Source organism: Sphingopyxis sp., assembly GCF_016704835.1.
Classification (GTDB): Bacteria; Pseudomonadota; Alphaproteobacteria; order Sphingomonadales; family Sphingomonadaceae; genus Sphingopyxis.
In genome coordinates, this window is record NZ_JADIZJ010000005.1 from 239442 (window position 1) to 259900 (window position 20459).

Annotated in this window: 18 protein-coding genes, 1 tRNA gene and 1 pseudogene; 7 read left to right on the plus strand and 13 right to left on the minus strand. The window is 60.9% G+C overall.

Annotated features, from left to right (window positions below):
- Positions 1–253: 253 nt before the first annotated feature.
- From IPF76_RS10710 to IPF76_RS10730, 5 genes and pseudogenes are all read right to left on the minus strand, one after another.
- Entirely contained in the window at positions 254–1153 is a 900-nt protein-coding gene (locus IPF76_RS10710; RefSeq protein WP_293843322.1) for a LysR substrate-binding domain-containing protein, read from the minus strand.
- Positions 1154–1906: 753 nt separating this feature from the next.
- A complete protein-coding gene (locus tag IPF76_RS10715; protein WP_293843324.1) occupies positions 1907–3343 on the minus strand; it encodes an amidohydrolase family protein in 1437 nt (478 codons plus the stop codon).
- 276 nt (positions 3344–3619) lie between these two features.
- Positions 3620–5530 (minus strand): DUF885 family protein, encoded by a 1911-nt coding sequence (locus tag IPF76_RS10720; RefSeq protein WP_293843326.1) that lies wholly within the window; start codon positions 5528–5530, stop codon positions 3620–3622.
- Between the two features lie 31 nt (positions 5531–5561).
- Entirely contained in the window at positions 5562–6653 is a 1092-nt protein-coding gene (locus IPF76_RS10725) for a membrane dipeptidase (RefSeq protein ID WP_293843328.1), read from the minus strand.
- A gap of 958 nt (positions 6654–7611) precedes the next feature.
- Positions 7612–7755 (minus strand): annotated as a pseudogene (locus IPF76_RS10730) (IS256 family transposase); the annotation flags it as partial.
- 335 nt (positions 7756–8090) lie between these two features.
- On the opposite strand from IPF76_RS10730, the gene IPF76_RS10735 reads away from it, so the two are divergent.
- On the plus strand, positions 8091–8984 hold the full coding sequence (locus IPF76_RS10735) for a LysR substrate-binding domain-containing protein (protein ID WP_293843835.1): 894 nt from the start codon (positions 8091–8093) through the stop codon (positions 8982–8984).
- A gap of 64 nt (positions 8985–9048) precedes the next feature.
- Here IPF76_RS10735 and IPF76_RS10740 read toward each other — a convergent pair whose 3' ends face one another.
- The 4 genes from IPF76_RS10740 to IPF76_RS10755 form a co-directional block, all read right to left on the minus strand.
- The gene (locus IPF76_RS10740) at positions 9049–10371 is read right to left on the minus strand and encodes an aminotransferase class I/II-fold pyridoxal phosphate-dependent enzyme (RefSeq protein WP_293843330.1); all 1323 of its coding nucleotides are present in this window, start codon (positions 10369–10371) and stop codon (positions 9049–9051) included.
- Between the two features lie 84 nt (positions 10372–10455).
- Positions 10456–11238 carry a phytanoyl-CoA dioxygenase family protein gene (locus IPF76_RS10745; protein ID WP_293843332.1) on the minus strand — a complete coding sequence of 261 codons (783 nt, stop codon included), beginning with the start codon at positions 11236–11238 and terminating at the stop codon, positions 10456–10458.
- Positions 11239–11849: 611 nt separating this feature from the next.
- Positions 11850–12977 carry a membrane dipeptidase gene (locus tag IPF76_RS10750; RefSeq protein WP_293843334.1) on the minus strand — a complete coding sequence of 376 codons (1128 nt, stop codon included), beginning with the start codon at positions 12975–12977 and terminating at the stop codon, positions 11850–11852.
- A 37-nt stretch (positions 12978–13014) separates the two neighbouring features.
- Complete coding sequence (locus tag IPF76_RS10755; protein WP_293843336.1) at positions 13015–14550, minus strand: M20/M25/M40 family metallo-hydrolase; 1536 nt, start codon at positions 14548–14550, stop codon at positions 13015–13017.
- Positions 14551–14833: 283 nt separating this feature from the next.
- Here IPF76_RS10755 and IPF76_RS10760 point away from each other — a divergent pair, with 283 nt between their 5' ends.
- A complete protein-coding gene (locus IPF76_RS10760) occupies positions 14834–15754 on the plus strand; it encodes a M14 family metallocarboxypeptidase (protein WP_293843338.1) in 921 nt (306 codons plus the stop codon).
- Between the two features lie 249 nt (positions 15755–16003).
- Here IPF76_RS10760 and IPF76_RS10765 read toward each other — a convergent pair whose 3' ends face one another.
- A complete protein-coding gene (locus tag IPF76_RS10765) occupies positions 16004–16396 on the minus strand; it encodes a RidA family protein (protein ID WP_293843340.1) in 393 nt (130 codons plus the stop codon).
- A gap of 168 nt (positions 16397–16564) precedes the next feature.
- On the opposite strand from IPF76_RS10765, the gene IPF76_RS10770 reads away from it, so the two are divergent.
- Positions 16565–17158, plus strand: a complete 594-nt coding sequence (locus IPF76_RS10770; protein WP_293843341.1) for a TetR/AcrR family transcriptional regulator — start codon at positions 16565–16567, stop codon at positions 17156–17158.
- An 18-nt stretch (positions 17159–17176) separates the two neighbouring features.
- On the opposite strand, the gene IPF76_RS10775 is transcribed toward IPF76_RS10770, so the two are convergent.
- Positions 17177–17253, minus strand: a tRNA-Arg gene (locus IPF76_RS10775).
- Between the two features lie 58 nt (positions 17254–17311).
- Here IPF76_RS10775 and IPF76_RS10780 point away from each other — a divergent pair.
- Together IPF76_RS10780 and IPF76_RS10785 are read left to right on the plus strand one after the other, a co-directional pair.
- Positions 17312–18100: a queuosine precursor transporter gene (locus IPF76_RS10780; protein WP_293843343.1), complete on the plus strand. Its 789-nt coding sequence runs from the start codon at positions 17312–17314 to the stop codon at positions 18098–18100.
- A 3-nt stretch (positions 18101–18103) separates the two neighbouring features.
- A complete protein-coding gene (locus IPF76_RS10785) occupies positions 18104–18499 on the plus strand; it encodes a hypothetical protein (RefSeq protein ID WP_293843345.1) in 396 nt (131 codons plus the stop codon).
- Here the strand turns inward: IPF76_RS10785 and purQ are convergent.
- Both purQ and purS read right to left on the minus strand, forming a co-directional pair.
- On the minus strand, positions 18461–19126 hold the full coding sequence (gene purQ / locus IPF76_RS10790; RefSeq protein ID WP_293843347.1) for a phosphoribosylformylglycinamidine synthase subunit PurQ: 666 nt from the start codon (positions 19124–19126) through the stop codon (positions 18461–18463). The two genes, IPF76_RS10785 and purQ, sit on opposite strands and share 39 nt — an antisense overlap.
- Positions 19127–19140: 14 nt before the next feature.
- On the minus strand, positions 19141–19371 hold the full coding sequence (gene purS / locus IPF76_RS10795) for a phosphoribosylformylglycinamidine synthase subunit PurS (protein WP_293843349.1): 231 nt from the start codon (positions 19369–19371) through the stop codon (positions 19141–19143).
- Between the two features lie 182 nt (positions 19372–19553).
- Here purS and IPF76_RS10800 point away from each other — a divergent pair, with 182 nt between their 5' ends.
- Positions 19554–19727 carry a (2Fe-2S)-binding protein gene (locus IPF76_RS10800; protein ID WP_293843838.1) on the plus strand — a complete coding sequence of 58 codons (174 nt, stop codon included), beginning with the start codon at positions 19554–19556 and terminating at the stop codon, positions 19725–19727.
- 100 nt (positions 19728–19827) lie between these two features.
- On the plus strand, positions 19828–20310 hold the full coding sequence (gene bfr / locus IPF76_RS10805) for a bacterioferritin (protein ID WP_293843351.1): 483 nt from the start codon (positions 19828–19830) through the stop codon (positions 20308–20310).
- The last annotated feature ends 149 nt before the right edge of the window (positions 20311–20459 follow it).

The window sequence follows — 20459 nt, forward strand, 5'->3', positions numbered from 1 at the left end:
AATGTCAGTATATTGTTATATCTTGATATTCACGCTAGCTTGTACGTCCCGAAATAAATATGACTTTGGACTTAATTTTGGACGTCACATAAATACTGAGCACGACGCCCAGACATTTGGCGTCGATCGAGTATCACTTCTTGATATTTCGTTTCGATATAGGTTTTCGAGTGGCCCAAGGGTGGGCGAGACGTCAGAATGACGCAATGCCAATATTCCTGCGCCTCGGCGGTAGAATTACTGCGCCTGAAATTTATCCGGCTGGTGGGGTCGGCTTCGCCTGATCCAAGATCCAGTCAATGAAAGCCGCAGCGATATCGGACAGCGGCGACCCAGCCTTAGTGAGCAGATAGAATTGGTTGCCCGCGGTTACGCGCCGTTCGGAAAGCGGTTGCAGCCGCCCCTCGGCGATGAGGTCTGAAACCACCGACGTGTGACCAACCATGAACCCGCGCCCGTTCAATGTCGCCTCGATAACCATCGAATAGAGAGAAAAAGTATGCGTGACGAGGTTAGCCGGACGGATATGGCCAGTGTGCCGGAGCCAGTCGTCGAAATCATTCGCCCAGTAGGTGTCGAGAAAAAGCGGCATGCCAACGGGCAATCCCTGCTCATCCAAAGGCGATGACCGGAGGAGAGACGGCGCCGCAATGGGCACCAGTTCGTCGAACAACAATTCGCGATGGTCGCAACCGGGGAATGGCGGCCGGCCATAACGAATGGCCATATCGAAGTTGGAGGTCCGCAAATCGACGATCGCGGGATCGGCCCAGATTTCAATCGTCGTATTGGCATGCGCCTTGTGAAATTCCTCTATTCTGTGACCTAGCCAAAGCTGCGCGAGGGCGGGCAAAGCCGTCAGGCGTATCGATTTTGCGCTTTTAGGCGACAAAATCTCACGCGTCGCCAGCGTGAGTTGTTCGAGTGGGGGAAGGACGCGCTGGGCGTAGCGTCGCCCTACATCGGTGAGGCGGACCCCTTGAGGATATCTCTGGAAAAGCTCGACACCGAGATAGGCCTCGAGCGCCTTGATGCGCTGGCTGACTGCGCCTGGGGTTACGTTGAGTTCGCCTGCAGCAAGGGCAAAACTTTCGGTGGCGGCTGTTGCGGCGAAAACGCGAAGCCAATCGAGATTGGGTAATTCCCTTGGCATTAGAAACCATGATCCTCAGCGGCAGGATTTTTCACTGCACATTTTGCCGCCAGCGCCCTTTATGGCCGGGAACCGGAAAGAAACATAGCGCCATGCACGCGGCGGCAAACCGCTCCCTGGGTCAGCAAGAGATATAGGAATGTATCAATCAAATGCTCAGCGCGGCGGAGGTGGGCGTCCGTCCACGCGGTTCGGACCCCATATCATCACGGAGGCCGGCCACGCCTTCAACGAGCCTGAAATTCTGCACGAACTTATCGAGGCGACAGACCGGTTCGCGAACCGCAAGTGACCGGCCTTAAAGTTCGGCAGCCATAAGCAGGACTGTGGGGGCCGAAGCATCGCCGCGAGCGGGAATTGATGGGTGAGGCTGCCCTTGTCCAGCTTCAACGACCGGCTGCTGTAATAGTTATATGCGACACGGCCATGGAGGACGCTCCTCGGCCCCGACCGGATAGATAGGCGTCAACCTCCTCGGGCGTCGCCTTGACCCTTGGGTCGGAGCGCCCGCGCACGACGAAGCCGTCGAACCACGTCGCGCTTAAACGAGCGACGCTGGCGTCCCCCGCGTCCAACGCCGATTGAGAATAAGCCGTCTGGCGCGTTGGTTCCGAATGCCTGTCGGTATTCGACCCGTTGCCACACGCCGCCAGCGACAGGGCGGCGACAGCGGAAAAAAAGGCCGGATTTTGCATCATATGCATTAGCTTGCCCTCTCCACGAACGGTCGAATATGCGGAACGCGATGGCGCCTTATTTCGCCTGCGGCATCGGAACTTCTATGTGCGCGGGTTCGTACAGGCGTCCGTCCTGCAACATCAGCCGGCCATTAACGAAGGCGGTCTTCACCTTGCGCAGCGCGCCAAAATCCTCGTCGGGATTGCCATCGACGACGATGATGTCGGCGAGCTTGCCCGGCTCGATCGTGCCGAGCCGGTCGCCCATGCGCAGGATCTCGGCACTTGTCTTCGTCGCCGCGACCAGCGCCTCGCTCTTGGTGTAGCCGATCTGGGTGAAGCTCTCGAGTTCGTTGATATAGGCGCCTGGCATATATTCGGGCCAGTTGATAACGAGGTCGAGGCCAATTCCCATTTTCACGCCGGCGCGGCGCAGCTTCTTGCCCATCTCCAGGATCGTGCGCTCATTGAGCTCGAAGCGGCGCGAGGTCGATCCGAAATAACCGCCCGACGACCGGCTGACGATGCGATAGGGCACCAAGGTCGGGATCGACGCGATACCGCGTTTCGCCATCAAGGCGACAGCGGCATCGCTGCGCGGCAGCGGATGCTCGATCGAGTCGACGCCGGCTTTGATCGCCATGTCGATATATTGCGTTTCGCTGTCGACCGTTACCGGCAAGCCGAGCGAATGCGCCTCATCGACCGCCGCGGTGATTTCTTCCTGCGAATATTCGCTGGCAAGCTTGATCAGATCGGCACCCTTGGCGAACTGGATGCGCACCGCCTCGCGCCACTCGTCGGGTCCCGAGGCGACACGGACCATCGAATTGGGATTGTCGTTGGGCTTTTCGGGATAGCCGGGAACCATCGCATGGAGCGCAGCATGGCCGCCGGTCTGCGTGATAAGCTGGCCCGCCGTGAAGATACGCGGCCCCGGGATCTGACCGACGGCCTGCGCCCGCTTGAGAACGAAGGGTGCGTCGCCATGCGAGGCGAGGTCGCGCACGCTGGTGACGCCGGACTGGAGATGGATTCCCATGCGCCTGACGCCGCGCATTGCCGATTCCGCTCCGCTGAGGTGCGCGGTCGAATAGAGGTGCGATTCGGCGGGGTCGAGAAAGGTCAGGTGAGTGTGAAGATCGATCAGGCCCGGCATCACGGTTTTGCCGGCGACATCATAGACGACCGCGTCCGCGGGCCAATTCTTGTCGTCCGGCCCCAGCACCGCGGTGATCGACTTGCCCTCGACTACGATCGTCGCGGGACGCGCGGGCTTGCCGGTGCCATCGAACAGACGGCCGCCGACCAGCACGAAAGATCCCTTGGGGGCGTTGAAATCCGCCGGCACGGGAATACGCAGAACGTCGTCTGAGGTCGGAACCGATGGCGGCAACCACTGGTCGCGGTTGTAGATCGGGCGTGCTTCCGGGCCGCCATCTTGAGCCGCAGCAGCGGGCGATGCGAAGGCGGCTGCAATCAGCAGCCCCGAAACCAGTGTAGCGATTTTCATGTTGTCCCCTTTATGGCTCGAACGACCCGCCGTCCTTCCGGACTCTAATCCCGCGCCGCGAACTTCTGTTCTCCTGCCCGAATTATTGTGGGCTGATGTATCCCTAATGGGTGACCGACAAAGCTGGAGGCAACGCAATAAAGCTGGGTCCGAGGGTCAGAATATCTGGGCGTAAATCGCGGGTAGCGAACCGGTGACGAGGAGCCCCGACCCGGCCCGTCACCCCGCGAATTCCGCGATGACGGGTCGGGCAAAGGATTCCGGGGCCAGTCGGGATCAGGCCGCCTTTTGCTTCGCAATCCACTGGTCGACGCGGCGCTCGAGCAGGTCGAGCGGCATCTGCCCCCGCCCGAGAATCGTGTCGTGAAAGCCCTTGATGTCGAATTTGCTGCCGAGCTGGTCTTCGGCCCTTTTGCGCAGTTCGAGCATCTTGATCATGCCGATCTTGTAGCCCGTCGCCTGTCCCGGCATGACGATGTAACGCCGCACTTCGGAACGGATCTGCCCTTCGGCAGCGGCTGAATTCTCGGTGAAATATTTGACCGCCTGTTCTTCGGTCCAGCCCTTCGAATGAAGCCCGGTGTCGACGACCAGCCGGATCGCGCGCCATATCTCGGTCGTCAGCCGGCCAAAATCCGAATAGGGATCGCGATAGGCGCCCATTCCCTTGCCCAGCTTCTCTGTATAGAGCCCCCACCCCTCCTGATACGCATTCACGTACAGAAACTTGCGGAAGTTCGGGATGTCAGTCAATTCCTGCGCGATTGCGAAATTCATGTGATGCCCGGGCAAAGCCTCATGATAAGCGATCACCTCGAGCTGCGGGATCGGCATCGATTTCATGTCGAGCAGATGCGCGTAGAACACCCCCGGACGTGATCCGTCGGGGGTAGACATATAGTAATGCTGCGCGCCGCCCGCGACCTCGCGATAGGATTCGACGCGTTTCACGATGACATCGGCTTTGGGCAGGATGCCGAAATATTTCGGCAGTTGCTGCTTCATATAGGCGATATGAGCGGTCGCGGTGTCGATATATTGCTGCCGGCCCGCGTCGGTGTTCGGATAATAAAAGCGATCATCGTCGCGCACATATTTGAAAAAGTCCGGTAGCGATCCCTTGAAACCGACCTTTTCCTTGATCGCTTCCATCTCGCCCTTGATCCGCGCGACCTCGTCGAGGCCAATCTGGTGGATCTGGTCGGCGGTCAGGTTTGTCGTCGTCGAGCTGACGAGCAGCATGTCGTAATAGGCCTTGCCGCCTGGATTCTTGCCGACGCCCGTTGCCACCGCATCGGACTTCGGAACTTCGGATTCGAACCAAGCGATCAGCGCCTGATAGGCGGGAAGCCATTTTTCGAGCAACGCCTCGCGCGCCGCCGCGCGATACGCGTCCGCCTTGGCCCGATCGATCTTGCCTGCCTTAACCAGTCCATCGATCTTCGCCTGCGCGTCGATCCACACCGGGCTGTCGCCCTCCCCGCCAAAGGGTGCGCCGGTGATCAGCGCGCGCGCCTGGCCGATCATCGCTTCATAAGCGAACCGCGGCACCCGCGACCCCGCCTCGGCATTCGTCTTTGCCGAACCGAGTTGTTGCAGCTCGGCTACGGCAACGCCGCCGATCCGGGTGATATAGGCATCCATGTCCGCGGGGTCGTCGACCTTGTGAACCTGCATCAGAAATTGCGGGATTCGCGTGTGCGGGCCGAACATCTGATTGAAGTAGTAGTTGTTGCGCCGAAATTTTGCCCAGGCCGCCGCATCGTCATAGCGATAGATCCACAGGTCGTAAGAAAGCTGTGCGTCTTCGGGAAGCTTGGCGCGATCGAATTTCGCCTTCATTTCTTCGACGGACCGACGCTGCCATTCGATCTTCCGGTCTTCGGCCGCGTCGGAGAAGTCGTCGATCTTGTCGAAGTCGGCCTTATCGCCCTGATAGCCGCGCGCGATCGGGCTAAACGCTAGTTCTTCCTCATATTTTGCATTGAACCAGCTGTTGAGGCGCGCGGTTTCGGTATCGGCGGCGGGGGCCACAGCGATTTGCGCCGGCGCAGACCTGGCGGGCACGGCCTGGACTCCTGCGAGGAGCAGGGTCGCGGCGGCAAGATAGAGCAGCTTTTTCCGAGGTACGCCGAACCCGCTACACATCGCGCAGCCCGCAGCACGCTCCAGATTGATATCAGTCACACAAATTCTCCAGCCACAGCGCGTTACGCGCTCACTCACCCCAAATTTTTTCGTAAACGCGCAACCAATTCTCGCCGAGCACCTTGCGGATCTCGGCATCACTCCAGCCGCGATGCATCAATCCCCGCGTCACATTGGGAAGATCGCTGATCGTCTCATAGCCCTTCACCATGAACCAAGGCGGGTTGTTGCTGTAGACGTCGGGCGGCCACAGTTCAGGGACGATCGCCGTCAGTTCGGGCCTATCGTACATGAAGTCGGGGCCGAGGCCGATATGATCCACGCCGACCAATTTCTTCAGATAGTCATATTGATCGAGATGCTTCTCGAAAGCCACTTGCGGCGTTACCGGGCGCGTGTCCTTGCGCGTCCGCGCGTGGAAATCGTTGACCGACGTCAGGCCGATGACGCCGCCGGTGGTCGCGATCTTCTCAATCAGCCGGTCCGTCATGTTGCGCTCGTTGTCAACCAGTGCGCGCAAATTTGTGTGCGAACAGATCACTGGCACGCCTTGTGAAATGTCCAGCGCGTCGAACGATGTCTGCTCGCCGGTATGTCCGCCAACATCGAGCACCAATCGTTGCTTGTGGATTTCCTCGACCAGGCGCTTGCCCGCTCGCGTCAGGCCAACGCCAGGATCGAGCGCGCCGCCGCCGAACGGGCCGGCAACGTTATAGACGAGACCGACAATCCGAAGTCCGAGTTCCTTATATCCCCGCAAATTGCCGATCGCGGGCATGATTGGGTCGGCGTCCCGGATCAATGTCTCTGCCGATTGCCAGCCGGAAAGATGCGCGATCTTCCCGTCCTTGTGCGCCTGCCGCATCTCGCGCACGCTTTTGACCTGGATAATCCGGTCCGGATATTTGTCGCAGAAGTGCTGCAGTTTCACAAAGCTGTCGAACCCGCCCATGCTTTGATGCCAGACGTCGACCCCGGCGGCTTCGAGCATGCCAAGATATTTTTCGGTCAGCCCCGATGGATCCAGACCGTCTACAAGCAAGGTCGAATCCTGCAGCCGCCGCGCTGCACCCTTTTCGATCGTGCGGGCTGCCGCCGCCCCGGGTGTCGAAAGCGTCGCGGCCGCTCCCGCAGCGGAAAAAAGAAGCTGCCTTCGATCCACAATCCATTCCCTTATACCGGCGCCGTTCACCATCGGAGCGCCACTTAGGGTGGTTTCCGGCGCGCGGAGCAAACCAGTAATGCTGGCTCACAGGGTCAGCCCTGCTCCTGCTGGCCGATGACTCAGAACATAACCACCGAACAGATGCTCTCAGTTGAAAAATTGGAAGCTGTCGGCCAGGCGCGACGAGAACGCCTAGAAAACCTAAGGTCGCGTCCGTCATGGTGTATTGCGGCCGGCCACGGCGCTGGCGGATGTGTAGGGCTGTCCTAGGGTTGGTTGAGTTCGGCCAGCCTGATCTGCTGTACGGGCTGGAGCTGCCACTTCTTCTGCTCCATCAGCACAGCCCCGACAGGCGGATATGCTTCTCGTTCGGGAATTCCACATGGCGCGGCGCTTGACCTCTTGTTGAGCCCTCGAGCGGATTGGTTAGTGACCTGCGGTGCTGGGGAAAGCCGGTGTAGGCGAGCACGGGTTTGGCTCGCCGCAGGCGCCGAGCGGGAACGGGGCGCAACTGCGGCGACCTGTCGCCAGACCTGCGTTGCGCTTTTCTGATCGGGCTGCAGGAAGACCTGGCGGATCGCGGCGGCGACGACAGTGTTCGCCTGGGCACATAGGACAGGGCATCGCGAAGGCACCCGCACGCCAGGGGCGCCCGAGGGGTGATCGCGCCCTTAGGCCCTGAGCATCGGAGATGACCACTTACCCGGTAACGCCGAACAGTCCTCAGAAGTCGGACCAGAAGACTGTCCGAGGGGCCGATATGCGGCCGACCGCGCCGGCCCTTGTTAGGCCAGCGGCAACGCTGAGTCCGCCCGCCTTGCGACCGAGATAGGGGAGCCAAAGGCCGCCGTGAGGGGCGTTCAAAGGCGACGCGCTCGTCAATGTCCTTGCAAAGCTTGAGACGGTGGACTTGAGATGCCGGTCATGCCCAGGCGACGAGTTCATACGCGGGCTACCCGCCGATCCACGCTTCCTGGATCACCGCACCAGCGCTTTCTCGACCATCTTGCGGGGCCAGGAAGCCCGGAAAGTAGGACCCAGCACGCAGCTTGGGGATTTTCAGGTTCACGGCCACCGGTCCAGCGCGGTCGCGATAGCCTTGCGCCAGGTCCGCCCGCTCGTGGCGACGCGCCAGGCCAACTCGCCCAGGTCAACCTGCCTGCACCTATCACTCCGTCGTTTCACTAGTGCACCCACCATAACAGACCGGGCACCACGCCCGGGGGGGCAGCCCCACCCCGGAATACACCATCGCCTACACCGGAAATTACACCACGAGCGCGGACGCTAACAAACCTAAGGCTTTCCCCCAGAATTGGCCATGTCGACAGCGCGCATTGCGCCTGTAGACAATAATATCGGATGCCCAAATTTGTGGGCAATCGGGGAAGGCACGCAAATGACTAATTCTGCATCTAAGCGGCAGACATATTGATGCTGCGCGAAACGCCCAACCTCGACTGGCTTCGCGTATTTGCCGAGACAGCCGCGACCGAAAGCTTCGCGTTGGCGGCAACGCGTCTGAATGTGACGCCGGGCGCCGTGAGCCAGCGCATCAAGGCGCTTGAAGCCTTCCTCCAGATTGATCTATTCCAGCGTTATGCACAGGGCGTGAAATTGACCGAAGCCGGAAAGCGCTACGCCCAGCGCGTCTCTCCCGCGCTCGATCAACTGGTTACGGCAACACGCGAAATCACGTCGGCGGGCAGCGCCAAGTCGGTGCGCGTCACTATTCTCCCGTCGTTAGCCCAGCTCTGGTTGGGTCCGCGAATGGAGCAATTTCACGCGCTCGAAACCAATACGACCGTCGAAATCTGGGCCGATCCAACGATCATCGATCTGCGCACCTCGAACTTTGACATCGCCATCCGCTACGGCAAACCCCCATTTCCCGGTTGCGACTACCGCGAACTTTTCTTCGACGAGCTGGTACCCGTCGCGAGCCCCAAGTTAATCGAGACGCTGGAACGCGACGACCAGGGCCTCTTGATCGGCGCGTCGCTGATGCTCGATCCCTATTGGGAACATGATTTTGCCGACTGGCTAGACCGCACGGGTCTGACGCCGCCCAGGGCGCTCAAAACGCAGACTTTCTCGCTCTATGCGATGACGGTCGATGCCACGCTGCAAGGACGGGGATTCACGATCGGCCACACCGCGCTCATCGGCGAATTGCTGCGGACCGGGGAGCTCCAAACGCTTTCCGACCGGCGGGTGCCGTCGAAGAACCAATTCTATCTGCTCACGAAGTCGGCCATTCCTTTATCGACCGCGGCAGAAACCTTTGTCGCATGGCTTCTGGAACAGGCCAGGCCGCCCGCCGCCTGAAATCGCCCCCGCACCTTGGGGAGAATCTGGACGCGAGGGCGGCCCTTGGCGGTGAGACGACCGGCTAATTGCGTATGAAATGCAGCATCTGGAATCGTTTCCGGAACACTGCAACGCGTCCAGCGACGGCGCTCACGTCATCGAGCGTCAGGGCATCGACAAGAAGCTCTGCAAGGTCGGGCATGTCATCGACCGTCATTCCCCATCGAACGATTTCGGGTGTTCCCATGCGCAGGCCGTTGAAGTCGCCGGGAACCGGATCGATCGGCAATCCGATCCCGGACGTCAGGATGTTCGCCCGCCGCAGGCGCTTCGCCGCACTTTGCCCGCCGCCATAGGTGTCGGCGCGAACCGCAAACTGATGCGATCCGGTAATTCCGCGCGCGGTCCGGAAGACGGGGACGCCTCGATCCTCCAGCTGGTGCGCCAGCGCCGATGCCGTAGCGGCCATTTCCTCGGCATAGTCGGCGCCATATTTTTTCCAGTCGAGGAGCGCGAGCGCCAGCGAAGCGGTCTTGGCGACGTCGAAGTTCGCGGTGAGGCCGGGGTAGGCGATCGCGTCAATCCGCTCTGCGAGTTCCGCATCGTTCGTCATCAGCAGACCCGAGGGCGGGCCGCCAAGGCTCTTGTAGGTGCTGCAGCCCATCAGATGGGCGCCTTCTTCCAGCGGCTGCTGCCAGGCTTTCCCCGCGATCATTCCGCAGAGATGCGCGGCGTCGAACAGAACATAGGCGCCGACGTCATCGGCGATCGCTCGGATTTCGCGGACCGGATGGTGCCACAGGTTAAGACTGCCGCCGATCGTGATCAGTTTAGGCCGCACGCGCTGGGCAAGCTCCGCGAGCGCCGCGACATCGACCGTGAAATTATCGGCATCGACGGGCGCATTATGCACTTCGAGCCCGTAGAGGCCCGCCGCGCCCGCGCTATGATGCGTGACATGCCCGCCGATCGTATCGGGCGGAGCTATAATGGCATCGCCAGGCTTGCAGGTCGCCATGAAGGCGTAAAGATTGGCCATCGCCCCCGACGCCAAGCGGAACTCGACGAAGCGGGCGCCAAAGACCTCGGCCGCGACTTCAGCCGCGAGCGTTTCGATCTGCTCGATCGCTTCGAGGCCCATTTCATATTTGGCGCCGGGATAGCCGAGCGAGGGCCGGCCGCCGAGACCACTCGAAAGCAGCGCCTCGGCGCGCGGGTTCATGACATTTGTGGCGGGGTTCAAATTGATTGCACCGACGTCATGGATCTGCCGGTTTTCCTCAACCAACTCGAACAGCCGTCGGTCGACTTCATCGGTGGAGCTGGCTGCCACCGCAGAGGCAATGCGCTGCACCAGGTCCTCGCTCTCGTCGCCAACCCATGATCGCCGCGCCAACATCGTCATATAGAATATCCCCATAAGCCTGTGCCGCGCGCAAAGGCGCGCGGCACTCGGCAACTCACATCAATTTGGATCGACAGCGACCGCTCAGCCCGCGGGCTGGAGAAGGCAATCGTCGGCAAGCGGCTGAACCGGCGTCAGGTCGCGGTGATGAAAATGATCCTTTCGGTCGAGCTTGGTGTAAGCGTTTTCAACCGGGTTCAGGATCAGCGAGAAGATGCTGCGGTTCCAGGGCGACATGTTCGGCGGCGAGCCATGTACGAGGCAGTCGCCGAAAATCAGCGCGGTCCCGGCGCGGCCGGTCGCCGCGACGAGCGGGCAGACCTCAGCGATCTCCGTGACCTTTTCCTGTTCGACCACCCAGAGCGCGAAGCTGGTCGATACCGTATCGTGCCATGTCGCGACGCTGCCGAATTTATGCGACCCGCGGAAGAAATACAGCGGGCCGTTGAACTCGGTCACATCGTCGAGAAAGATGTGGAGGTTCAGGGCCAGCGGTTCGGGCACGCCGTCATCCTGATGGTGCGTCGCGAAATCTTGGTGCCACTGCCATTGCTCGCCCTCGAACGCGGCCTTGACGTTGATCTTCACCTGCTGAGCGTAAAGCGCTTCGCCGCGAAGCTGCTGCGCCGGTTCGACAAGGCGCGGATGGCGGATCAGCCGCGCGAAGACCTCGTCGCGCAGGTGAAGCCCCATTGCGGTGCGGACCAAGCCGCTTTTCTTTTCGCGGACGTTCGCCGGATCGTCCCGTTCGAACGTTCGCTGCATCGCGCTCCGCAGTTCCGCTACTTCTTCTGCGGAAAATAGGTCGGGGATGACGAGGAACCCGTTTTCGTGAAATTCCTCAAGACGCTCCTCTGACAGCTTCATTCGTTCAACTCCACCAATCGATATTGCGATGTCGTGTCCACTCAGCGCTGCAAGTCCGCGCCGGTGCTTCCTATCCAATTTCGATGGAGTGGCCTTTGTTCGCAAACCAATAATCTTCTGTCAGAGCGTTAGCGTTTCTCCCTCTTCTCAATGTCGCTGCTTAAGTCCCAATACTCACCGCCGACCCGGGATGCGAATCATGAGAGATACGCCCGTCAAAGCGTGAAAATTCCGATCAAGAGGAAGAATGGCAGTAGGATGTCTGACCCTCACAATCAGAATTACTTCGTCGCCGATATCGTCGCGGCATGGCGCACGGAAAGATCGACCCGTACGCACCCCAATCACCATGCTGGCCACCTGCCTTATCGCCGCGCCGGTCGCGGCGCAGCCGGATATCGCTCAGGCGGTCGAAGCCGAATTCCGCAGGCCGAATTCGATGCCGCGAAAAAAGGCGGCGCGCCGGTTCGGCCGCCTCATTCGCCGCTGTTCCGCGTTGATGCCGAAGCATCGGTGACGCGTGGCGCGTAGGCCATGGCCCGAGCCGCGCTCGATCTGCTCGAATAATGGCGAACGGGCGGGCGGTTAGTCATACGCCGTGACTGCCCGCTTCAGCCGCCCCATGTCGCGGTCAGCAATCGCTCGAAATTGCCGCCAAGGATCGCCTTGATATTGCCTGCCGAATAGCCGCGGCGCAGCAGAGCCTCGGTGAGGTCATAAATGCGGCGCGGGTGGTCAAAACCGTCAGTGTCGAGCTTATCGCGCCAAGCATAGCTAGCGCTCAACATCCCCTTCATCCCCTTCATCAACTCGGGCGGCATGTCGTCATAGCCATGGTTGTCGAGGTCGCTGCCGATTCCGACATGCTCGATCCCGACCAGCTTCACCACATGGTCGATATGGTCGATGATGTTAACCAGCGTGGTCGGCTCGGCCGCGGTCACGAAATTGCGGACCCCGGAGATGCCCATCACCCCGCCCTTCGCCGCAAGCGCCTTGATCGCCTCGTCGGTCTTGAGACGGGGGTGGTTATTGAGCGCGCGGCAGTTGCTGTGGGTAATCGCGATCGGTTTCGGCGACAGCGCGATGGCATCCAGCGTCGTCTTGTCCCCGCTATGCGAGACGTCGATCAGCATGCCGACCTTGTTCATCGCCTCGATGATCGACGCGCCATAATCGCTGATGCCGCCATCGACCCGCTCGGTGGAGCCCGATCCGATGCGGCTCTGCCAATTATAGGTCAGCTGCGATACGCGTTGCCCCAGCTTGAAGAAGAATTCGACATCTTCGACTTTTTGAAAATGGTCCGAATTCTGCATCCCCCAGATGACCGCGACCTTACCGTCGCGTTTGGCGCGGAGGATGTCGGACATCTTGTCCACACCCGTGAAGACGTGGCTGTTGACCTGCACATAATGGCCCCATTGTGCGTAGAAGGAGAGCACCTGGTCGCGCGCTTCGGGATCCCTGATACCGACGCCCTGGAGGATCGCACTGACTCCGCTGGTGCGATATTCCTCGGCCAGCTTGGCGGTCATCGGCGCCGGCGCGATATCGGTCTTGAGCGGATGAAGCATGTCGATCACCAGCGCCTCGTTCACCAGGTCGACGACGCGTTTGGGATAGGTGCGCGGCGGATAGGCGGCACTTTGCGCGCGCACCGGACGGCTGATGAACGGCGCCGCCGTTGCGGTCGCCAAAGTGGCGGCAAGCAGCTGCCGGCGTGAAACTTCGGACATCATTCCCTCCGTTGATCGGTTGTTTTGCCAATGCGCGCTATGTGATCGCCGCGAGCGTGTAGAGAAACTCCGCATAGCCCATCGTCGCATCGACCAGGCCAGCGACCTTGGGTTTGATCGAGTCGATCAGATAATATTCGTCGGGCGCATGCGCATTGGCACCGGTGCCGAGCCCAAAACGACTAACGGGAACAGAGACCGGCGGCTGCGTGAAGGCGCCCCCCGGCCAGCTACCCGCAAGGCGGACGTTGAGGTTGGCCCGCACGCCCAATTTGGCGTAAGTTGCGATTTGGGCACGGACCAGGCGGCTGTCCTCGGCGGTCTCGGTCGGATCATAGCCACCCGAAACATTCATCTCGACATCGGCGAAGCCATGCCGGTCGAGATGCGCGCGCAGCTTCTTCTCGGCCTCCGCGCGCGTCTGGTTTGGAACGAGGCGAAGATCGAGCTTCGCAACCGCCCGGCCCGGCAAGACCGTCTTGCCGCCGGGACCGGTATATCCCGCGACGAGGCCCTCAATGTTGATCGTGGGCTGCTCCGCAAGGCGTATGGCCGCGTCGTCGAAACGGAGATCGTCGATCCAATGCGTGACGCCGAAAGCGTCCTTCATATCCGCTTCGCTCGTGGGCGTGATCGCGCTCCGGATCATGGCCTTCTCGCGCTCGGTCAGCTTGCGCACATTTTCGAACCAGCCGTCGATCGCGGGCGTGTTGCCATCAGGCGTCACCAGCGTCTGGAGCGCCTGAACGAGTCGCCAGGCGGGCGAATCGACCATGGCCTTCAGGCTAGAATGCACGTCCTTTTTGGGACCGCGGCCCCATTTTTCGCCGCTTGCAACCAGTTCGAGTTCGACGATGCCCTTGGCGCCGAGTTCAATCGTCACCGCGCCGTCGTGACCCTGCATCGGCGTCGGCATGAAAACGCCTTCGCACGTCTTCAACGCAGCGAGGACTTTGGGGCTGGTGACCAGTTCGCGGAAGTGCGGCGAGCCGATCTCCTCTTCTCCCTCGCAGACGAGGACGAGATTAACCGGTAGCGTGCGCCCCGCGGCGCGGATCGCGTGGAGCGCGGCGAGGAAGGCCGCCTCGGGCCCCTTATGGTTGCCAGCGCCGCGCCCGACGATCGTCGTCCCGAGCTCCTTGCGCTCGACCAACCTGCCCTCGAGCGGAGGCGACGACCATTCGGCGGGGTCGAATTGCTTGACGTCGTACATGAAATAGAGGCCGAAGGTGCGCGGCGCCCCGACGTCGATCGTCCCGAACACGCCAGGGTGGCCGCCGGTCGGCACGACCTCGGCGTCGGCAAATCCCGCGTCGCGGGCCAGCTCGGCAAAATAAGCGGCACCCTCGGGCATGTTGCGGTTTTCCGCGGCGATCGAGGGCAGCGCGATCCATTCGCGCAGGCGCTTGATCGATGCGTCCTTACCAGCCTCCGCCGCCTTGCGTATGTCGCCGAGGCTTCCGGCCTTCGCCAGCAAGGGCAGAGGCTGCACCAGGGCGACACCCGCCCCCGCCATGGCTGCCCCACGTAGCATTTCGCGGCGATCGATCCGGCCGGTATCAGCATTGTCCATATGCGCCCCTTATTCATGTTTTCGGGGACGAATTCGGTCAGTTGGACATCGAACGCAACGCGACAATTGCTGGGGCTGAGGCTGAGGCCACCTATCTGGCCGGAAGAAAAATTGTGCAGAAGCTTGAGGTTAGTTCGTGCAAGCGCCTAGAATGATCGAAAAGCGGATTCGCCTATGCACGAGCGAAAAATTTGTGGCCGACCGATAGTTTGAGCGACTAGGTGCCTGCGACCACACTGCCGGGTCACGAACATCACCCGTAACTGACATGATCGAGAATGCGATGAACCATCCCCACTTCTATCCTGTTGGCACGTCCGGTGAACCTTGGGGCGAAACCGAGATCGAGCAATGGCGAAGCCGACAATCGCGCTTGCGCCGATACGACCGCGATGTCGTGCCGCGCATCGAGGCGCTGGCCGATCGCTTTGAGAAGGTCGCATATGGCGAGCTCGACTATGCCGGGGAGCACTACACCTTGTTCGCGCTGCGCGATCGAGATTTCGATGCCGCGCTGCCGACCGCGCTGGTGACCGGCGGCGTGCATGGATATGAAACCAGCGGTGTCCTCGGCGCCCTCTCCTTTCTGGAGACATGCGCCACAGAATACGCCGGCAAGCTCAATTTGCTAACTGCACCTTGCGTCAGCCCGTGGGCGTATGAGCGCATCAATCGCTGGAACTACGATGCCATCGACCCGAACCGGAACTTTCGCATCGATGGACCCGCGCGCGAAGCCACTGCGCTGATCGAACTCGTCGGGTCCGTGCAAACCCCTTTCCTTGTTCACGTCGATCTCCATGAGACAACCGACAGCGATGCGAATGAATTTGGTCCCGCGCGAGCAGCGCGCGATGGCAAAGACTATGAGACCGAGGTCATTCCCAATGGCTTCTATCTGGTCGACGACTGCGAGAATTCGCAGCCCGAGTTCCAGAAATCGATCATCGCCGCGGTCGAACAGGTGACCCATATTGCCCCTGCGGATGCAAAGGGCGAGATTATCGGTTCGACTGTCATTGCACATGGCGTGATCGAATATCCGCTGCGGACGCTCGCCCTGTGCCCGACGATTACGGGCGCGCGGTACACGACGACCACCGAAGTCTATCCCGACAGCGCGCGTACCACACCGGAAGAATGCGTCCTGGCACAGGTGACAGCGGTCCGCGCCGCGCTCGATTTCGCCCTCAGATATCCGTAACGGAGCCGCTTTCGAAATACGGAAACTGGACTTTTGGAGAACGTGCGTTCTTAGGCGTGTTTGCATCGCTGGTCTGACGCGGTGGATCAACCGGCCTAAGGCGCGCCCTCCTTTTCCAAGCCACTCCCGCGCTCGCGGGAACGAGATTTGATACATCTGCGTCTCTCACCTTTAGGCAGGCAATCGCCACGATGCTCCCTGGATGGGAATCCCAAGCCGCGCACCTTCAACAACCCCAATCTACGATATTCAGCCGGGAATGCGGGCGATGACCTTAATTTCGAAGTCGAACCCCGCGAGCCAGTTGACGCCGAGCGCGGTCCAGTTTGGATAAGGGGCTTCGGGAAAGACTTCGCCCTTGACGGTCAGCACCGTGGCGAACTGATTTTCGGGGTCGGTATGAAAGGTCGTCACATCGACGATGTCGTCAAGTCCACATCCACCCGCTTGCAGCGTAGCCTCGAGGTTGGCGAACGCCAAGCGGACCTGTGCGTCGAAGTCGGGCTCGGGCGAGCCGTCGCTGCGGCTGCCGACCTGTCCCGACACGAAGAGGAGGTCACCCGATCGGATCGCAGCGGAATAACTATTGGTAACGTAAAGATCTTGCCGACCGGCGGGAAAAATGGCGTCACGCTTGGCCACGGGAGCTCTCCTGTTGTCGGCCACCGATAGGCGGCGCCGAGGGTTGAATGCCGATTGCATATTCTCATATACGCAACGTATATAAAATCGCTGGTGGCGCATTCAAGTGGCATACGCGGCGTATTTGAGAGAGGATGGATTGCGGTGCGACGGCGGCGTGCGGATACGATGGCGGAAAACCGGGGCAAGCTGATTGCGGCGGGACGAAGGGCCTTCGCATGCGATGGCTTCGCCGCGTCGTCGATGGACGAGCTGACCGCGTCGGTCGGACTAACGCGCGGCGCGCTATACCATAATTTCGGCGATAAGAAGGGGTTGCTCGCGGCGGTTGTGGCCGAGGTCGACGGCGAGATGGCGTCCCGGGCCCGGCTGGCGAGCGCGAACGCGGGCAGTGCCTGGGAACAGCTGCTGGCGGAAGGCGCAGCCTATATCGCGATGGCGCTGGATCCGGAGGTACGACGGATCGTTCTGCTCGATGGCCCCGCCTTTCTGGGCGACCCCTCTCATTGGCCAAGCCAGAACGCGTGCCTCGAAGCAACAAAGGAGACGGTCGCGAGATTGATCGCGGACGGCGCAATGAAGCCGGTCGATGTCGAGGCGGCCGCCCGGCTTCTTTGCGGCGCTGCTTTGAATGCGGCGCTGTGGGTGGCGGCAAGCGACGATCCGCAGTCTGTCCTGCCCAAGGCGGCCGACGCCTTCCACCTGATGGCAGGAGGTTTTCTGTCCGGGCAACGCGATCGAGAATCGCTCGGCCTAGAGTGAACTTGCATCGAACGGGAATGGTGCGCCCGGCAGGATTCGAACCTGCGACCACCCGCTTAGAAGGCGGGTGCTCTATCCAGCTGAGCTACGGGCGCCCGGCTGCGCGAATAGCGTGGTTTGCGCGGGCTGCAAAGCGGGTTAAGCAGCGTGCCGATGTCCGAATCCGACGCTCCTTCCTCCGTGCCCGCGCTTGTCAGCGCGTCGAGTATTAAGCACTTTCGCTATTACGACCTCGTGATGGCCGCTTTCGTCGCGGTGCTGCTGCTCAGCAATATCATCGGCGCGTCGAAACTGTCGATGGTTGGCGGTATGACCTTTGGCGCAGGCATCCTGTTTTTCCCGATCAGCTATGTCATCGGCGACGTGCTGACCGAAGTCTATGGCTATGCCCGGGCGCGCAGGGTGATCTGGGCCGGTTTCGGGGCGCTGATATTCATGGCGGTCATGAGTTGGGTCGTGCTCGCTATGCCCCCCGCGCCAGACTGGTGGTGCAGCGGGACCGAGGCGCTGACGCTGAAAGCCGGCGAGGCCAGTGGCAGCGGCGCGGTGTGTCAGGCGACCTATGACAGCGTATTCGGCAGCGCGTGGCGTATCGTCCTCGCGTCGATCGTCGCGTTCTGGGCCGGTGAGTTCGTCAACAGCTACGTCCTGGCGCGGATGAAGGTCGCGACGGGCGGGCGCTTCCTGTGGATGCGCACGATCGGATCAACGATCGTCGGCCAGGGGATCGACAGTCTGATCTTTTACCCCATCGCCTTCCTCGGTATCTGGGAAACCGAGCAGGTGCTGCTGGTTATGGCGACGAACTGGGCGATGAAGGTCGCTTGGGAAGCAGCGTTAACCCCCGCAACTTATCTGGTCGTGGGCGCGTTGAAACGCCGCGAAGGTGTCGATGTGTTCGACGAAGGCACCGACTTTACGCCATTCGCTGCCAAGGTTTGATCCATGACATTGATTGAGATCGCCTCGCTGTTCGAGGAACGGAAACTTTCGATCATCGAAGCGAGCGGCTTAGGCAAGGATGCGTTGCACATCTATTTCGGGCTAGCGCTGTTTCTTGCCGTCCGGCTCGCATGGCGGTGGCGCGGCGGTTGGCTTGTCGCATGGTTTGCGGTGCTGGCGATGGCCTGCGGTGGCGAATGGCTCGACATGACCGCCGAACATAGTCGCTCGACGATCCAGCCCGATGCGGCGCATTGGCACGACATCTGGAATACGATGTTCTGGCCCACAGTGCTGCTTGTCATCGGGCGCTGGCTTCAGCCGAAAGCGAAGTCCGCGGTCGACGCGCCGACCGATTTGTCAGGCGAGGACGCCGAGGGCCGCCTCGAACAGGCGTAGCCCGTCGGTGCCGCCATGCGCGCGGTCGATCGCGCGCTCGGGGTGCGGCATCATGCCCAGCACATTGCCGGCGTCGTTCAGTACCCCTGCGATATCGCGCGCCGAGCCGTTGACGCTGTCAGCGTAGCGAAAGGCGACGCGCCCGTCGCCTTCGATGCGGTCGAGCGTTGCGGCGTCGGCGAAATAATTGCCGTCGTGATGCGCGACCGGAATGTTGATTTCTTCACCAGCGTTATAGCTCGCGGTGAACAGCGACTGGCTGTTTTCGACCCTCAGCGGCACGGTGCGGCAGACAAAGTTCAACCCGGCGTTGCGCATCAGCGCGCCGGGAAGCAACTGCGCTTCGGTCAGCACCTGGAAACCGTTGCACACGCCGAGCACCGGGACGCCGCGGCCCGCGGCATCGGCGACCGCGCGCAGGATCGGCGAGCGCGCCGCCATTGCGCCCGAACGCAAATAGTCGCCATAGGAAAAACCGCCGGGCAGCGCGATGAACTCGGTGCCATCGGGCAGGTCGGTGTCGCGGTGCCACACCATCGCGGGCGCGCCACCAGTGACCTGTTCGAGCGCGACGGCCATGTCGCGGTCGCAGTTGGAGCCCGGAAAGACGATAACGGCGGTCTTCATGGCTATGGCTCCTTTTAGGGGCGCTCGATGCGGTAGTTTTCGATCACCATATTGGCGAGCAGCTTGGCGCACATCGCATCGAGATCGGCATCGCTTGTCCCGTCGGCGACGTCGAGTTCGATGAAACGTCCGGCGCGGACGTCGGCGACGCCGCCGAAGCCCAGCCCTTCGAGGGCATGGTGGATCGCCTTGCCCTGCGGGTCCAGAACTCCCGGCTTGAGTGTCACATAGACATTCACTTTCATGGGCGTCGACCTTTGTAAGCGGGGTGCGGGAGGATGGGCGCGCCTATGCCCGCGAATCAACTTCCGGGCAAGGGTTGCGCCGCCTAAAAATGTCACTGTTCGAATTGCGAACCAGTCGCATCTTTCCTGTTGCGAATCCCTCGCACTATCCCTACATCATGGTTGTTGAGAAGGATTCGCACATGGTCGTCTGTGTCTGCAACGCAATAAGAGAAAGCCAGCTGCGCGATGTCGCGCGCGATGGCCAGTTGCGCTGTGCCAAGGCAGCTTATGCACAATTGGGCCGCAAACCCAAGTGCGGCCAGTGCCTGCCTTTCGCTCGCATTATCATCAGCGAAGTCGCCGCCACCGCCTGATTTTTCTTGGTTTTCTGCCATTTTGACCTTTGCTTGATGGGGCCCGGGCGCTTATAACGCGCCTATCCCATTCCCGAGACAAAATGGCAGGAACGACACCATGAAGGGCGACGAAAAGGTCATCGATTTTCTTAACGAGGCGCTCAAGAACGAGCTGACCGCCATCAACCAATATTGGTTGCACTATCGCATGCTCGACAATTGGGGCGTCGCGCGCCTCGCCAAGTTCGAACGCGAAGAGTCGATCGACGAGATGAAGCATGCCGACCAGCTTGCTGATCGCATCCTCTTTCTCGGCGGCCTGCCCAATTTCCAGATGCTCGGTCGGCTTCGTGTCGGCGAGACCGTCGAGGAAATCCTGAAGGCCGATCTCGCGCTCGAGGAAGAGGCGATCCCGCTGCTCAAGGACGCGATGGCGCACAGCGAAAGCGTGCGCGATTATGTCAGCCGCGACCTCTTCGGGTCGATCCTGGCCAGCGAAGAACATCATGTCGACGAGCTGGAAAAGCAGTTCGAGATGATCGAGCGGATGGGGATCGAGAATTATATTCAGCTGCAGTCGAAGCCGTCGGGCGAATACTAATCGGATCCCGTCATCCCGGCTTTCGCCGGGATGACGGGATCGGGCAACATCGACGGATCTGAGGGGCGCTTCCGAGCGCCTCTTTTTTGCTTGTATTTGCAACTGTTTCTCAATAGCAAGATGAGGCAGTCCCCTCCTGCCGGCCGCTG